At 74.9% G+C, this 14,453-nt stretch carries 19 protein-coding genes and 2 tRNA genes; 13 read left to right on the forward strand and 8 right to left on the reverse strand.

The genetic code is table 11. The features are described 5' to 3' along the window. Positions 1 to 89: 89 nt before the first annotated feature. The gene (locus tag FE634_RS00455; protein ID WP_148240233.1) at positions 90 to 500 is read right to left on the reverse strand and encodes a nuclear transport factor 2 family protein; all 411 of its coding nucleotides are present in this window, start codon (positions 498 to 500) and stop codon (positions 90 to 92) included. Between the two features lie 54 nt (positions 501 to 554). Between FE634_RS00455 and FE634_RS00460 the strand changes: the two genes are divergently transcribed. Beyond that, the gene (locus FE634_RS00460; RefSeq protein ID WP_212721544.1) at positions 555 to 1,088 is read left to right on the forward strand and encodes a SigE family RNA polymerase sigma factor; all 534 of its coding nucleotides are present in this window, start codon (positions 555 to 557) and stop codon (positions 1,086 to 1,088) included. Next, positions 1,085 to 1,957: a hypothetical protein gene (locus tag FE634_RS00465; RefSeq protein ID WP_138874769.1), complete on the forward strand. Its 873-nt coding sequence runs from the start codon at positions 1,085 to 1,087 to the stop codon at positions 1,955 to 1,957. Before FE634_RS00460 ends, FE634_RS00465 begins: the two co-directional genes overlap by 4 nt. A gap of 23 nt (positions 1,958 to 1,980) precedes the next feature. On the opposite strand, the gene FE634_RS00470 is transcribed toward FE634_RS00465, so the two are convergent. Next, positions 1,981 to 3,594, reverse strand: coding sequence for a YegS/Rv2252/BmrU family lipid kinase (locus tag FE634_RS00470; protein WP_262347522.1), 1,614 nt, complete (start codon positions 3,592 to 3,594; stop codon positions 1,981 to 1,983). 94 nt (positions 3,595 to 3,688) lie between these two features. Between FE634_RS00470 and FE634_RS00475 the strand changes: the two genes are divergently transcribed. From FE634_RS00475 to FE634_RS00490, 4 genes are read left to right on the forward strand one after another with little or no spacing between them, the layout of a single operon-like run. Then, positions 3,689 to 4,534: an HAD family hydrolase gene (locus FE634_RS00475; protein WP_137293053.1), complete on the forward strand. Its 846-nt coding sequence runs from the start codon at positions 3,689 to 3,691 to the stop codon at positions 4,532 to 4,534. Then, positions 4,531 to 5,046, forward strand: a complete 516-nt coding sequence (locus tag FE634_RS00480) for a GNAT family N-acetyltransferase (protein ID WP_246060598.1) — start codon at positions 4,531 to 4,533, stop codon at positions 5,044 to 5,046. Before FE634_RS00475 ends, FE634_RS00480 begins: the two co-directional genes overlap by 4 nt. Then, complete coding sequence (locus FE634_RS00485; RefSeq protein WP_137293052.1) at positions 5,046 to 5,849, forward strand: HAD-IIB family hydrolase; 804 nt, start codon at positions 5,046 to 5,048, stop codon at positions 5,847 to 5,849. The genes FE634_RS00480 and FE634_RS00485 overlap by 1 nt, the downstream gene beginning before the upstream one ends. An 8-nt stretch (positions 5,850 to 5,857) precedes the next feature. Beyond that, positions 5,858 to 6,619 (forward strand): hypothetical protein, encoded by a 762-nt coding sequence (locus FE634_RS00490; protein ID WP_137293051.1) that lies wholly within the window; start codon positions 5,858 to 5,860, stop codon positions 6,617 to 6,619. A 45-nt stretch (positions 6,620 to 6,664) separates the two neighbouring features. Here FE634_RS00490 and FE634_RS00495 read toward each other — a convergent pair whose 3' ends face one another. The 4 genes from FE634_RS00495 to mobA form a co-directional block, all read right to left on the reverse strand. After that, on the reverse strand, positions 6,665 to 7,279 hold the full coding sequence (locus tag FE634_RS00495) for a bacterial proteasome activator family protein (protein ID WP_137293050.1): 615 nt from the start codon (positions 7,277 to 7,279) through the stop codon (positions 6,665 to 6,667). Positions 7,280 to 7,358: 79 nt separating this feature from the next. Continuing rightward, a complete protein-coding gene (locus FE634_RS00500) occupies positions 7,359 to 8,336 on the reverse strand; it encodes an NAD(P)H-quinone oxidoreductase (RefSeq protein ID WP_148240234.1) in 978 nt (325 codons plus the stop codon). Further along, positions 8,333 to 8,704 carry a DUF6457 domain-containing protein gene (locus tag FE634_RS00505; RefSeq protein ID WP_137293048.1) on the reverse strand — a complete coding sequence of 124 codons (372 nt, stop codon included), beginning with the start codon at positions 8,702 to 8,704 and terminating at the stop codon, positions 8,333 to 8,335. The genes FE634_RS00500 and FE634_RS00505 overlap by 4 nt, the downstream gene beginning before the upstream one ends. A gap of 59 nt (positions 8,705 to 8,763) precedes the next feature. Next, positions 8,764 to 9,348 carry a molybdenum cofactor guanylyltransferase gene (gene mobA / locus FE634_RS00510; protein ID WP_138874770.1) on the reverse strand — a complete coding sequence of 195 codons (585 nt, stop codon included), beginning with the start codon at positions 9,346 to 9,348 and terminating at the stop codon, positions 8,764 to 8,766. 38 nt (positions 9,349 to 9,386) lie between these two features. Between mobA and FE634_RS00515 the strand changes: the two genes are divergently transcribed. The 4 genes from FE634_RS00515 to FE634_RS00530 all read left to right on the forward strand — a co-directional run bounded on the left by FE634_RS00515 (position 9,387) and on the right by FE634_RS00530 (position 11,812). Beyond that, positions 9,387 to 10,208: a carbon-nitrogen hydrolase family protein gene (locus FE634_RS00515; RefSeq protein ID WP_262347523.1), complete on the forward strand. Its 822-nt coding sequence runs from the start codon at positions 9,387 to 9,389 to the stop codon at positions 10,206 to 10,208. An 11-nt stretch (positions 10,209 to 10,219) separates the two neighbouring features. Next, complete coding sequence (locus FE634_RS00520) at positions 10,220 to 11,383, forward strand: hypothetical protein (protein WP_138874771.1); 1,164 nt, start codon at positions 10,220 to 10,222, stop codon at positions 11,381 to 11,383. 56 nt (positions 11,384 to 11,439) lie between these two features. Next, a complete protein-coding gene (locus FE634_RS00525; RefSeq protein ID WP_137293045.1) occupies positions 11,440 to 11,667 on the forward strand; it encodes a biotin/lipoyl-binding carrier protein in 228 nt (75 codons plus the stop codon). A 56-nt stretch (positions 11,668 to 11,723) separates the two neighbouring features. Next, positions 11,724 to 11,812, forward strand: a tRNA-Ser gene (locus FE634_RS00530). A 29-nt stretch (positions 11,813 to 11,841) separates the two neighbouring features. On the opposite strand, the gene FE634_RS00535 is transcribed toward FE634_RS00530, so the two are convergent. After that, complete coding sequence (locus tag FE634_RS00535; protein ID WP_138874772.1) at positions 11,842 to 12,252, reverse strand: hypothetical protein; 411 nt, start codon at positions 12,250 to 12,252, stop codon at positions 11,842 to 11,844. Positions 12,253 to 12,358: 106 nt separating this feature from the next. On the opposite strand from FE634_RS00535, the gene FE634_RS00540 reads away from it, so the two are divergent. The 3 genes from FE634_RS00540 to FE634_RS20840 all read left to right on the forward strand — a co-directional run bounded on the left by FE634_RS00540 (position 12,359) and on the right by FE634_RS20840 (position 13,381). Further along, entirely contained in the window at positions 12,359 to 12,820 is a 462-nt protein-coding gene (locus FE634_RS00540) for a hypothetical protein (RefSeq protein ID WP_137293043.1), read from the forward strand. Positions 12,821 to 12,886: 66 nt separating this feature from the next. Next, positions 12,887 to 12,977: transfer RNA gene (locus FE634_RS00545), tRNA-Ser, on the forward strand. 266 nt (positions 12,978 to 13,243) lie between these two features. Then, on the forward strand, positions 13,244 to 13,381 hold the full coding sequence (locus tag FE634_RS20840) for a hypothetical protein (RefSeq protein ID WP_170981501.1): 138 nt from the start codon (positions 13,244 to 13,246) through the stop codon (positions 13,379 to 13,381). A 46-nt stretch (positions 13,382 to 13,427) separates the two neighbouring features. Here the strand turns inward: FE634_RS20840 and FE634_RS00550 are convergent, their stop codons facing one another. Then, positions 13,428 to 14,438 carry a phospholipase D-like domain-containing protein gene (locus tag FE634_RS00550; RefSeq protein WP_138874773.1) on the reverse strand — a complete coding sequence of 337 codons (1,011 nt, stop codon included), beginning with the start codon at positions 14,436 to 14,438 and terminating at the stop codon, positions 13,428 to 13,430. Between the last annotated feature and the right edge of the window lie 15 nt (positions 14,439 to 14,453).

Raw genomic sequence — 14,453 nt, forward strand, 5'->3', positions numbered from 1 at the left:
GGCCCCTCCGACGCCGTCCTTGATGCTTCCTTGACGCCCCGGTGCCCGCCCTTGACGGGTCGCTAGCGCCCCTGGCGGGGACCCCGGCGTCAGGCGCGGCTCAGCTCGGCCCCCATCGCGGCGATGACCGCCTCGAGGCCCTGGGCGGGCCTGATCATCACCGTGAACGACGTCAGCCGGCCGTCGGCGCCCCACCGGAGCATGTCGACGCCGTGGACGCTCCGGCCGCCGACCTCGCACCCGAACTCGAGCACCGCCGAGCCGCCGCCGTCCTCGGCGACGGCGTACCACTCGTCGAGGTAGCGCAGCGTGGGTCCGAGCACCGCCATCGCGGCGAGCAGGTAGGCGGTGGTGACCGGCTTGCCCTCCTGCGGCGTGTGCACCGCGGGGGAGCGGAAGACGCACTCCTCGGCGAGGAGGGCGTCGAGGTCGGCGAGGGAGGCCTCGTCGCGCGCGGCGGCGATACGGTGCCAGGCCTGCACGGGTGCGGGGGTCGTCATGGGATCAGTCAACAACGAGGAGCAACCTGGAGGGCGATGAGACGTCTCACCAGCATGACCACCACCTCGGACCTCGCGGCCGGGTCACGACGGCCGTTGGCCGCCGGCGACCTGGCCCAGCTGTACGCCGCGCACCGGCTCTCGCTCGTGCGCCTGGCGATCCTGCTCGTCGACGACCGGGCCTCCGCCGAGGACGTCGTCCAGGACGCCTTCGCCTCCCTCGCCGGCCGGCTCCACCGCCTCCGTGACCCCGACGCCGCGCTCGGCTACCTGCGGACCTCGGTCGTCAACGGCTCCCGCTCCGCGCTGCGGCGCCGGCGCACGGCGCGCGCCTACGTGCCGCCGGCCGAGGCCGAGCCACCCGGCCCCGACGACCGGGCCGTGCTCGCCGAGGAGCACCGCGAGGTGCTCGCCGGCGTCGACCGGCTGGCGCCGCGCCAGCGCGAGGTGCTCGTCCTGCGCTACTGGTCCGGCCTGTCGGAGGCCGAGATCGCCGAGGCGTGCGGGATCTCCCGCGGCGCCGTCAAGTCCACCGCCAGCCGCGCGCTCGACGCGTTGGAGCAGATCCTGAAGGGAGAGGGCCGATGAACACCCTCGAGTCACGTCTCGCCGAGGCCCTGGAGGCCCGCGCCGAGCAGGTGCAGGCCGCCGACCTCGGTCCCGGCCGGGTGCCGGCCACCGTGTCCCCGCTGCGCCGCCGGGTCCAGGTGGGCGGTGCGGTCGCCGCCGCCGCGGCCGTCGCGGCCGCGGCCGTGGTCGCCGTGTCGGTGATGAACGACGACGGCGGCACCTCTCCGTCACCCGCGCCGCGACCGACGGTCAGCGACACCGCCAACCCCACCACGCCGCCGGCACCCGGGCCCACCTCCTCGACCAACGCGCCGGAGGACCGGCTGAGCGACCTCCTGCCCTTCGACACCACCCAGTACGTCGAGCCGGACACGACCGTCCGGTTCGGCGACGGCGAGACGGCCACCATCACCGGCGGCGAGCTCGTGGTCTCCGGCAGCGGGTCGGTGCTTCGCGGTCCCCTGGAGGGTGTCGACCCGCGGGAGGCCACCTCCATCACCCGGGTCGCCCTCGGGCAGGTGGGCAACGGCTACCTCCTCGGGCAGACGCTCGGCGGCGACTCACTGGTCCAGGAGCTGTACGTGGCCGGTGACGGGGGCGGCCTGGTCCTGGCCCGGGCTCCCGAGGACGTGCCGTTCGGCTTCGGGTACGCCGAGGGCTTCCCGGACGGGTTCCTCACCTGGACGACCGGGGACGGCAGCGGTCTGTTCACCCGGGTGCAGCTCGGCGACCCCGCCGGCAACCGCTGGCAGGTCTACCGCTGGGAGGTGACCGGCCCCGGTGAGGGCGGCGGTCCCGAGTCCCTGGCCCGCGACCTGGTGCCGACGGACCTCGGCGTGGCCTGCTTCGGCCCCGGCAACCCGCCGCAGAGCGTCACCCCCTGCTGAGCCCGGCCGGGGCGGTCAGCGCGTCAGCGCGGGACCCGCACCAGGAGCCGGCCGTGGATGCACTCCATGTGCAGCTCGCGGCCGGGCCCGATCGAGTCGCCGTCGAGCTGGCGGGGGGTGTCGGCGCCGGCGCGGATCGACACGGTGCGCCCGGTCATCCGGTTGATGGTGTCGTCGGTGCGGGAGCGCTTGGCGAGCACCCGCACGGCGAGCGGGATCCACGACAGGAAGCGCCTCGGGTAGAGCAGCACCACGTCGAGCTGGCCGTCGTCGATGGAGGCGTCGGGCAGCAGCGGCATCCCGGCCTGCAGGTAGCCGACGTTGCCGACGACGATCGTGCGGGCCCGGTGCTTGGTGAACTCGCCGCCGTCGACGGAGATCTCCACGCGGGTCGGCGGGAACATCAGCGACTTCAGCGCCGACAGCACGTAGGCCAGCCAGCCGACCTTCTTCTTGATGTCCTCGTTGACGCCCTCCATGATCGCGGCGTCGAAGCCCATCCCGGCCATCACCATGAAGTAGCTCTCGAAGCCGCCCGGGTGCTCGGCGTCCGGCTCGCCGTGCGGATCGCCGCCGTCGCCGCGGACGGCGACCATGTCGATCGCCCGGTCCTGGCCGGTGAGCGCGATGTCGATCGCGGCGCGGATGTAGAGCGGGATGTCGAGGTTGCGGGCCAGCAGGTTGCCGGTGCCGGCCGGCACGATCCCGACCGGGATGCCGGTGCCGGCGAGCTCGGCGCAGACCTCGCGCACGGTGCCGTCGCCGCCGCACACGATCACCAGGTCGGCGCCCTGGACCGAGGCCAGCTCGGCCTGACCGGTGCCGGAGTCCTCGGGGGTGGTCAGGTGCCACCGGGGGTCCTGCCAGCCGGCCGCCCGCGCCATGGCGGTGACCGTGCTCTTGAACGCCGCGACGTCCTCGACCTTGATCGGGTTCAGCACGACGGCGAGGCGCTTGGCCGAGGGCAGCGCCTCGGGCAGCGGCTCGATCTTCAGCGCGTGGCTGCGCGGGAGCGGGCTGAACACGACGAGTCCGAGGAGCACGACCGTCGCCCCGAGCAGGACGCCGCCGACGACGTCGCTGGGGTAGTGCCGCCCCAGCATCAGCCGGTCGGCGCAGACGAGGACGACGGCCAGCGCGACGAACACCAGGACGAGGCGCCGCACGACCGCCTTGCGCACCAGCATCACCGAGAGCACGATCGCGACGCCGCCGAACGCCGCGATGCCCGAGGCGTGGCCGGACGGGAAGGCGCCGTTGTCGAGCACGTGCTCGGGGTGCTGCCAGTCGGGTCGGACCCGGCCGACCAGCGACTTCAGGCCGCTGGTGGCGAGCGCCGTCACCAGCATCACGCCGCCGGCGTACTCGGCGGCGCGACGGTGACCCTTGTAGTAGATGACCACGCAGAGCACGACCGTGTAGCCGGTCATCGCGATGGTGCCGAAGACGTCCTCGACCACGTGCAGGAACGGCAGCAGGCCGGCGTCGTCGACCGCCCACGTGCGGGCGGAGCGGCCGCGGTCGTCGACGTCGACGAGCCAGGCCCAGTCCTGGCCGACGGCGAGGGTGAGCACCCCCATCAGGAGCAGGCAGCCCGCGGCCCAGCCCAGCTGGACGGTGCGTGGTCGGTCGAGCAACACGGTTCCTTCGGCGGGGTACGGACAGAAGAGCCAAGTATGACCAACGACCGGCGTGCCGGCCCCTTCGGCGACGGGCACTAGCCTCGGCCCCATGACGCAGCCGGACGCGACCTGGGTTCCCCGACTGGTCGCCCTCGACATCGACGGCACCCTCCTGAAGTGGGTCCAGGGCGAGGGCACCACCCACGAGGAGGTCGCGCCCCGGGTGCACGACGCCATCCACCGCGCGCTCGACGCCGGGGCGCACGTCGTCCTGGCCTCGGGGCGCTCGCCGCACGACATGACCACCATCGCCGACCTCCTCGACCTCCACGGCCACGAGCAGGAGCGGCTCTGGGTCGTGGCCAGCAACGGCGCGGTGATCTTCCGCTACCTCCCCGGCGGCGAGGCCGAGATCGTCCACGAGGACCTCTTCGACGCCGCGCCGGCCGTGCGCGCGATCCTCGAGCTGCGCCCGGGCGCCCGGGTCGCCGTCGAGGACCGCGGCCGCGGCTACCGGGTGACCTCGCCGTTCCCCGACGGCGAGCTGGCCGGGGAGATGGTCACCGCCGACGTCGAGGAGCTCGTGGCCAACCCGGTCAGCCGCGTCATCATCCGCGACCCCGACGCCACCGCCGAGGACTTCGTCGCCCTGGCCGCCGACCTCGGGCTGCACGGCACCGACTACGTCGTCGGCTGGACCGCCTGGCTCGACCTCACGCCCGTCGGCGTCTCCAAGGCCTCCGGGTTGCAGCACGTGTGCGACGAGCTCGGCCTCGGCGCCGAGGACGCCCTCGCCATCGGCGACGGCCGCAACGACCTCGAGATGCTCGCGTGGGCGCGCCGTGGCGTCGCCATGGGCCAGGCCGTCGAGGAGGTCCGCGCGGCCGCCGACGCCGTCACCGGGACCGTCTACGAGGACGGCGTCGCCGTCGAGCTCGACCGCTGGTTCCCGTGACCGCGATCCCGGTCCAGGTCACGACCGAGCGGCTCCGGCTGATCCTGGTCACGCCCGAGGACGCCGCCGACATGCTCGCCGGGCGACGCCAGGAGCGCTGGCACCCCGACTACCCGCGCCAGGACGACCTCGACGCCGTGTCGATGGTCGGCCCGGCCGTCGGCGGCAGCCCCTGGGGTCCGCGCCACGTCGTCCACGAGCTCCGTGCCGTCGGCACCATCGGCTTCTACGGCCCGCCGGACGAGCACGACGAGGTCGAGATCGGCTACGGACTCGTGCAGGACGTCTGGCGCCGGGGCATCGCCACCGAGGCGATCGCCGCGCTGCTGACCGAGACCGACCGGGTCGGCGTCCGGGTGCGCGCCTCGGTGCTGCCCTGGAACGTGATGAGCCTGCGCGTGCTCGCCAAGTCCGGCTTCACCGAGCTGCGCGGCGCAGACGAGGAGGGCCAGCTCGTGATGGCCCGCCCGCTGCCCCGCCACCTGCGTGGGTCGGCGGGCGGGTCGGCCTGATGCTCGTCGCCACCGACCTCGACGGCACCCTGCTGCGCTCCGACGGCACCGTCTCGGACGCGACCCGCCGGGTGCTCGCCGCCGTCGACGCCGCCGGCGTGCCGGTGGTGTTCGTGACGGCCCGGCCGCTGCGGTGGATGGACGACCTCTGGTCGATGGTCGGGGCCCACGGCGTCGCGATCGTGAGCAACGGCGCGATCGTCTACGACGTCGCGGCGCGCGAGGTGCGCCGCCTCCGCGGCCTCGAGCCGGCCGCCGGGCTGGCCGTGGTGGACGCCGTGCGCGCCGCCGTGCCGCTGGCCCAGCTGGCCATCGAGACCGTCGGCGGCATCCGGCGCGACCCGTCCTACGACGACCGGCAGGACGACGTCCCGGCGCCGGCCGGCAGCCCGGTCGGCCCGCTGGCCGAGCTGTGGGACGTGCCGGCCGTCAAGCTCCTCGTGCGGCACGCCGGCACCGACCACGACGCGTTCCGCGCCGCCGTCGAGGCCGCCGTCGGGGACGCCGCGATCGCGACCTGGACGGTGCCCGGCCTGGTCGAGATCAGTGCCCCCGGCGTCACCAAGGCCGCCGCCCTCGCCGAGGTGTGCGCCGACCTCGGCGTCGCGCCCGCCGACGTCGTCGCCTTCGGCGACATGCCCAACGACGTCGCCATGCTCAGCTGGGCCGGTACGTCGTACGCCGTCGCCGGCGCGCACCCCTCGGTGCTCGCCGCCGCCGACCACGTGGCCCCCGCCAACGACGACGACGGCGTGGCCCGGGTGCTGGCCCGTCTGGTCCCCGCAGCCGCTCATCTGTTGTGATGGTCCGCGTGATCCCCCGCGCCCGCACCGTCCCGGCCGCCGTGCTGGCTGCCCTCGTGGCGGTGCTCGTCGTGTCCTGGGCGCCGGCGCAGGCCGCCCCGGCGACCCCGGCGGCCCGCGGCGCGGTGGCGCCCGCCGAGTCCGACCAGGCCACCTTCACCGGCATCTTCGTGGGCCGCCCGGTGGTCGAGGGCGACGTCGGCGCCCGGGTGCGGATCTACCAGGTCGAGGTCTCCGAGGTCTTCGGTCCGCTCGACATCGCCACCGAGCGGGTCACGGTCCGCTCGCGCGCCCAGCTCGAGACGTGCAGCGACCCCTCGTCCCGTCCGGGCGGCGGTGGCCGCCAGGGCCGCGAGGAGCAGCAGAGCGAGAGCCCCACCCCCAGCGACCCGGCCTCGCCCACGACGCCGGCCAGCCCGATCGACCGCCAGCTGCGGCTCTTCGAGACGACCGTGCAGGGCGGTGACTACGTCGTCGCGACCTGCGACGAGGTGGTCCTCGCCTCCGAGACCGTGATCGCCCAGGTCACCCGCCAGCTCGGCGCCGGGCGTCCCCCGGGCCTGCCGACGCCGGCGCCCGACCCGCTCGACGACGTCGGGTTCCTGTGCCCCGAGACCGACGACGTCCTCGACGTCGACGACGCCTCGTCGTGCCCGACTCTCGACGAGGGCCAGCCCTTCGACCGCGCCGCGGCCCCGGGCCTGGCGCTGGTCATCGTGGGCCTGCTCGGCCTGGTCGTCGCCCGCCGGCTGGGCCGCTCGCGCGGCTGACCCCCGGCCTCACGGCGTCGGGTCACGAGGGCCGGTGGGCCCCCCTCAGAGGTACATGCCACCCGTGCCGGGACGCCCGTCGTCGGGCTCCTGGGGGCCGCCCGGCTGCGGGGCACCCAGCGGCGACTGGGCGCCGGGCACGCCGCCGGGGAGCGCCCGGCGGATCTGCTCGAACTGGGCGCGGGCGGCCATCTGCTGGGCGTAGATCGCGGTCTGGATGCCGTGGAAGAGGCCCTCGAGCCACCCGACGAGCTGGGCCTGCGCGATCCGCAGCTCGCCCTCGGACGGCGTGGTGCCCTCGGCGAAGGGCAGCGAGAGCCGCTCCAGCTCCTCGACGAGCTCGGGGGCCAGGCCCTGTTCGAGCTCCTTGATGGAGGAGGCGTGGATCTCCTTGAGGCGGACCCGGCTGGCCTCGTCGAGCGGCGCGGCCTTCACCTCCTCGAGCAGCTGACGGATCATGCTGCCGATCCGCATCACCTTCGCGGGCTGCTCGACCAGGTCGGTGAGGTTGCGCTCGCCGTCACCCTCGCCGTCGTCGGTGCCGCCGCCCACGGCGTCCGCGAGGGCGGACGCCGGCACGGTGCCGACGGGCTTGCCGTCGGGTCCGACGATGACGACCTGCTGGTCCTGCTCGGGCTGCCCGCTCTGCTCCTGCGTCATGCGCCCCACGGTACTGACCGGGCCCGACGCCCGGCGCCGGCCCTCGCCGGTCCGGTGGGCACCCGCGCGGGTCCGCGGGTCAGAGGGTGAGGACGATCTTGCCGGTGTGGCCGCCCTCGTCCATCCGCCGGTGCGCGGCGGCGACCTCCTCGAGCGGCAGGGTGCGGTCCACGACGGGCCGGATCGTGCCGTCGGCCACCAGGGGCCACACGTGCTCGACGACGGCGGCGCAGATCGCGGCCTTGTCGGGCAGCGGCCGGCCGCGCAGCGACGTCGCGATGACGGCCCCGCGCTTGGCGAGCAGCTTGCCCAGCGGCAGCTCGCCCTTCGCGCCGCCCTGCAGGCCGATCACGACGAGCCGGCCCTCGGTGGCCAGCGCGTCGACGTTGCGGCCCAGGTAGCTGCCGCCCATGTTGTCGAGGATGACGTCGACCCCGGCGCCGTCGGTGACCTCGCGGACCACCTCCACGAAGTCCTGGTCGCGGTAGCTGATCGTCACGTCGGCGCCCAGGTCGGCGCAGAACGCGAGCTTCTCGGCGCTGCCGCCGGTGGTCAGCACGCGCGCGCCGAGCGCCTTCGCGAGCTGGATCGCGAAGGTGCCGATCCCACCCGCCCCGCCGTGCACCAGGAAGGTCTCGTCGGGCTTCAGCCCGGCGACCATGAACACGTTGGAGAACACCGTGCACGCCACCTCGGGCAGCGCCGCGGCGGTGACCAGGTCGACGCCCTCGGGCACGGGCATCAGCTGGCCGACGGGGACGACGGCCTGGGAGGCGTAGCCGCCCCCGGCCAGCAGCGCGCAGACCTCGTCGCCGACCCGGGGGCCCTCGACGCCCTCACCGAGGGCGGCCACGGTGCCGCTGCACTCCAGCCCGATCGTCGCGCTCGCCCCGGGCGGGGGCGGGTAGTGCCCCTGGCGCTGCAGGGCGTCGGCCCGGTTGACCGCCGTGGCGACCACCTCGACGAGGACCTCCCCGGGCCCGGGCGTGAGGTCGGCGACCTCCTGGACCGAGAGGATCTCGGGACCGCCGGCGCCGTCGGCGACGACCGCCCTCACCGGGCCTCCTCGAGGTCCTGGTCGCCGAGGTCGGCGTCCGCGAGGTCGGGGGTGTGGTCGATCGCCCCGTCGTCGGGGATGTCGAGGTCGGGGACGTCGTCGGGGTCGGGCGCGTCGCGCGGGCGGTCCCAGCCCTCGGCGAGCGCCTGCGCCCGGGCGGCGAGCTTCTCGACGGTGGCGGGCGACGCCGAGGCGGCGCCGGCGGCGTAGCCGAGCAGGTAGGTGGTCACGGGCCCGGCGTAGTGCTCGACGCCGTGGTCGACCCGGGCATGGGCCAGCTCGGCCAGGTCGTTCAGCAGGCCCTCGTCCACCTCGGTCTCGAGGTCGAGGACGTCGCACAGCTCGTCGATCCAGTCGTGGAGGTTCACGCGACAAGCGTCCTCAACGCGGCGCGCGTGCGCAACCCCGCCCGCCGCCCGATCGGGGCTCAGGGGACGTCCAGGTCCCGCACGTCGGTCCAGGTGTCGACGTCGCGGTGCTCCTGCCCGGTGGCCGCGACCTCGGCCAGGTCGAGCGGCTCCAGCAGCCGCCAGACGGCGGTGCCGTTCCGGTCCTCCGGGCCGGGGGCGACCGCGGCGAGCCGGACCCGGTCCACCACGAGCGCGAGCTGGCGGCGTCCGTCGGGGCCGACGAGCACGGCGCCGTCGCGTCCGCGCGCCGCCGCGTGCAGCCGCCGCACGGTCGCCGCGGTCAGGCGTGGCATGTCGACCGCGACCACCGCGACCCTCGGCGCCTGCGCCGGCGTCCGCACCAGCGCGTCGCAGCCCGTGAGCAGCCCGGCTGCCGGGCCGCCGTGGCGCGGCTCCTCGACGACGAAGGTCACCGGCCGGCCCGGCGGGGCCGTGCGCGCCTCCTCGCCGACCACGACGACCTCGGCGGCCTCGCGGACGGCGTCCAGCGCGTGCGCGAGGAGGGTGCGCCCGTCGACCTCGACGGCGGCCTTGTCGACGCCGCCCAGCCGGCTGCCCCGCCCGCCTGCCAGGACGACGGCGCAGAAGCTCTCGGGGTCCACGGGCCCATCGTCGCACCGCGCGGTGGCACGCTGGACCCGTGCCGTTCCCCGACGTGTCCGCCCCCGTGCCCGCCGACGTTCCTTCGGACGTGCCCTTCGACGTGCTCCGGCTCGCCCTGGTCCAGGAGGCCTCGGGCCTCGACCCGGCCGCCAACCGGGCGCGGCTCGCCGAGCTGACGCCGCCCGACGCCGACCTCGTCGTCTGGCCGGAGGCCTGGGCCCGCGACTTCGGGGAGTCCGGCTCCGACGTCAGCCCGTACGCCGAGCAGGTCACCGGCCCCTTCGGCACCGAGCTGGCCCGGGTCGCCGCGGAGCGCGACGCCACCGTGGTGGCGGGGATGTTCGAGACCAGCCACGACGCCGCGCGACCGTTCAACACGCTGCTGGTGCGGGGCGCCGAGACGGCGTCGTACCGCAAGGTGCACCTCTACGACTCCTTCGGCTACCGCGAGTCCGACCGGCTCCTCGCCGGGGCGCCCGCGCCCGTCGTCGTCACCGTCGGCGGGTGGGCGGTGGGCCTGATGACCTGTTACGACCTGCGCTTCCCGGAGATGACGCGGCTGCTGGTCGACGCCGGCGCCGAGGTCGTCGTCGTGCCGGCGGCGTGGGTGGCCGGGCCGCGCAAGGTCGACCACTGGCGGACCCTCGTGCGGGCCCGGGCGATCGAGAACACCGTCTTCGTCGCGGCCGTGGGGCAGCCCGCGCCGCGCTACACCGGCCACTCGCTGCTCGTCGACCCGATGGGCGACGTGCTCGCCGAGGCCGGCGACGGCGCCGAGGTGCTCCGGGGCGAGGTGACCCGGGCCACGCTCGAGGAGGCCCGCCGCACCAACCCGTCGCTGGCGAACCGGCGTCTGTAACCTCAAGGGCTGTGTCCCGAGCCTCCCGCCGCCGCGCCTCCACCGAGGACGACGACGCCGGCACCCCCGCCGGCACCTCCACCGGCACCTCCACCGGGGACGGTGGACGGCGTCCGCGGGCCAAGGTCCAGAAGTCGTCCGGCCCGCGCTGGGACGACCGGGTCGCCGCCCTCGGCGCCTCCCGGGTGCCGGTCGTGGCCTGGTTCGTCCTGGTCGCCGCCGGCCTCGCCGCGCTCGTCTGCGCGATGGTCCCGGTCGGCCCCGGCTGGCTCGGTGACGCCGGCTCGGTCGTCGTCGCCTCGGCCTACTCGTGGGCGCTCGCGGCGCGCACCGGGGGCCGGCCCGTCGTGTTCGGCACCCTCGCCGCGGTGCTCGGTGTCGTCGTCGTCCTGACCGACCAGGACGCCCTGCGCACCGGCGCGGCCGTGCTGACGTGTGCGGTCGCCGCCGTGCTCGGCGTGATGACGACGGTGCCGGCCGTGACGTTCCTGCGGGCCGCGCGGGAGTGCGTCATCGCCGTGCTGGTCGCCGCCGTCGGCGCGCTGGCCACCATCGGCTTCGAGCCGACGATCACCGTGACCCGCTTCGAGTACGCCACCTTCGGCCTGGCCCTGGTCGGCGCGTTCGCCGTCGTGCACCGCCTCGGTGCCGGCCTGCACGGGCTCGGACGCCGGGGCCTGCTGATCGTCGTCGTCGGCGGCGTCCTGCTCGCCGTGACGCTGCTCTACGCCGAGCTGCTGCGCCGCTACGGCACCACCGAGCTGGTCACCTCGCTCCTGGACGCCGTCCGCTGGAGCCGCGACAACCTCGGCGCCTTCCCGCGCCCGATCGAGTCGGTGCTCGGCATCCCGGCCCTGGCCTACGGCTGCCACATGCGGGCCCGCCGCCGCCAGGGCTGGTGGGTGTGCGCGTTCGGGGCCGCCGCCACCTCGGCCGTCGCGAACTCGCTCGCCAACCCCGCGATCGCGCGCACCGAGAGCGTGCTCTCGGTCTGCTACGGCCTGGTCGTGGGCCTGGTGCTCGGGTTCGTCCTGATCCGGCTCGACCTGTTCCTCACCGGCGGCTCCTCCCGCCGGGGCCGCAACGCCCCCGCCGCCGGCGGACGCCGCAGCCGGGTCGCCGAGGAGGCCACCGCCCTGCGCCCGGAGCCCGCCCGCGGCAAGCCGCTGCTCTGACCGCGCCGGGCGCGCTCGTTCGCCGGTACCCGGCGGTAAGGGATAGCGTCGCCCGCATGGCCCGCGACCACTCCACCGAGATCCTGGCCGAGATGGTCGCCAACGTGCTCGAGGTCCTCGTGGAGCAGGGCGCCACCGTGGCGGTCGGCGACGAGGTCGTGCTGCTGGAGTCGATGAAGATGGAGATCCCGGTGATCGCCGAGACCGGCGGCACGGTGCTCGCCATCCGGGTGGCCCCCGGCGACGTCGTCCAGGAGGGCGACCCGCTGCTCGTGCTCTCCTGAGGCCGCCGGGTCGGGCCACGGCCTAGACTCGTCCGGTCCGCGCCCGGCGCGGGCACGGAGGGGTGCCGGAGTGGCCGATCGGAACCGCCTTGAAAGCGGTCGCTGGCAGAGATGTCAGCCGCGGGTTCGAATCCCGCCCCCTCTGCGAGTGAGCCCCGGCGCCTGCCGGGCCGCCTACTCCGACCCGCCGAGCTCCATCTCGACGCGGTCGTGGGCCAGGTCGTGCACCCGCTGCACGTGGTGACCCACGTCGGCGACCAGGCGGGCGACCTCGGCCCGGACGGCGCCCACGTCGGCGTCCTCGATCACCCGGCTGCCGAGCTCGCCGAGCCGCATGAGCAGCGCGTTGCGCTCGGCGAAGGCAGCGCCTCCTCGGGCGGCCAGCCACCCGTCGTCGGCGACGTCGGAACGGCCCGGCTCCGCGCACAGCGCGTCGCGGACGGCGGCCACCCGCTGGCGCATCGTCCAGCGCCAGGTGGCCAGGCCGGGACCGGCGCCGCGGGGTGCCTCGTTCGCGATCGCGAGCGCCCGCAGCGCGGTCGCGACCACGGAGCCCGGGGAGCCCGGTGGACCTGCTGTGCTCACCGCACCTCCTCGTTCGACGCTGTCGCTGTGACCCTCGTCACGAGCATGACCGGGCGTTCCGGGGAGGGCAAGGGCACCGCCCGACGGGGTCGGGGAGGATGGGGTCGTGAGCAACACCGGAGACGTCCACTTCTACCGCATGGCGCCGAGCTTCGCGGCCCGTCTCGTGGGACTCGGGTTCCTCGCCGTCGCCGCGGTGACCTTCCTCTACGCGATCGCCGCCTTCGCCTGGTCGTGGCCGGCCGACGTGCTCGTCGTCCTCGTCGGGCTCGGCCTGGCCGCAGTCTTCGGCGGGGCGGCCTGGCTGCGCAGCCGGGCCTACGTCGTCCGGGTCGACGACCTCGGCTACGACGTCCGCCTGGTCCGCGGGGTCGGGGTCGCGACCGGCCGGTGGGAGGACGTCGAGGAGGCCGTGGCGGCCCACCCCCGGGGCGTCCCGTGCGTGGTGCTGCAGCGTCGCGACGGCACCGCCACGTCGATCCCGGTCGAGATGCTCGCCGTCGGCAGCGACCGGTTCGCCGACGACGTCCGGGAGCGGCTCGACCGCGCGGCCGGGCGACGTCGCTGATCCGATTGGCCCAGGATCGTGTGGGCCTTGTAGCCTGAGCCCCGTTGTCCTGCGTTCGGGCAGCATGGAGGCGTCGCCTAGTCCGGTCTATGGCGCCCGCCTGCTAAGCGGGTTGAGGGTTACAACCCTCTCGCGAGTTCAAATCTCGCCGCCTCCGCACCGTGTCCGCCGCCAGCCCCGCTGGCGGCGGCACCAGTGCGCCGTGGCGGCCCCGAGGTGCACGTCCCGGAATTTTCCGGTGTTGACCAGGTTTGCCATCCCCGATGATGGGTACCTGGAGCGCGGACGCGATGCGGATCCCGGGGCTGCATCACGCTGCACTGCAGGAAGATGGACGGCGTTCGACCCCACGTCGAGGGCCGGTACGACACAGAATCGGTGGATGGGCCGTTCGTGGGTCCGAGACGAGAAGGTGTTCATCACATGAGGTTCGCGCGCAAGCTCTGCCTGACCGCCGCGGCAGCCGTGCTGGGGCTCTCCCTGGCCGGCGTCACCGCACCCGCTGCCCACGCCAGCGACTCGAGCTGGGGGTGTGGCGGCCTGTGCCGCCCGGGACGCTGAGTCCCACCAGCTCACCCTCCTCGAGGCCTGGGGCGCCGACGGCGCCTCAGGTCTCGTCGTGCTCCGGGACGGCCTCGTGCCCGGACACGCCGGCACGCCCCATGGCGTAGCCGAGCTGGAAGCGGGTCTCCGACTCGTACTCGCCCTTGAGGTCCGCGACGTAACCGGCGTAGGTGCGGGGGCTGACGCCCAACCGCTTGGCGCTGACCGGGTCGGAGTGACCCTCGATCAGCATCCGGATCGTCATCGCCCGCTGCTCGGCCGCGATGTCCTTGAGCGTCGTGGTCTCGCGGTTGGTGAAGGGCCTCGCCCGCTCCCAGGTGCGCTCGAAGATGTCGACGAGGTAGGCCACGACCGACGGCTCGCGGACCGCGATCGCGCTCTGCAGGTCGTCGCTGGCCGGGATCACGGCGACCCGGCGGTCGACGACGATCATCCGGTTGAAGAACTCGTCGAGGGTGCGCACCTCGGCGCCGCGGTCGGTGACCGCGGCGACGTACTTGGCCGTGAACGAGCTGCGGCGGGCGCTGTGCTGGTAGAGCGTGCGCATCTTCGTGCCGCGCTCGAGCATCGCGGTGTCCCGCAGCGCGGCCGCCGCGAGCGAGGCCGCGTCGCGCCCGGTCTGCGGCTGGGCGGTGAGCATCTCCTCCTCGGCCTCGGACACCAGGCCGGCCAGGAACGGGCCGATCGCGTCCAGGTGCAGGTAGGTGAAGGGGCCGCGCGCCGTCGACAGCGGTGAGCGTCGCCACGACTGGCTCAGCGCCCCGAAGGCCCGCGCCCACTCCGAGGACTCCGTCAGCAGCGTCGAGGCCTGCTGGCTGAGCGGGGAGACCACGCGGGACTGCACGGTGGCGGGGTCCTCGGGGTTCCAGCGCTCGCTGTCCTGGTCGAGCTGCACGAGCCCGAGCTCGACCAGCAGGTCGAAGGCCGGCCGCTTCGGGCCGGTGGCGCTGATCCGGGGGTCGCCCTCGTCGATGCCGCCGGAGGAGACGATCGCCTCGTAGAGGGTGGCGGCGCCGTCCTGGAACAGCGCGCGCTCGTCGGGACCGTACGTCATGGTGCTGCCCTCACC

Source organism: Nocardioides sp. S-1144 (assembly GCF_005954645.2).
In the GTDB taxonomy this organism is placed as follows: domain Bacteria; phylum Actinomycetota; class Actinomycetes; order Propionibacteriales; family Nocardioidaceae; genus Nocardioides; species Nocardioides dongxiaopingii.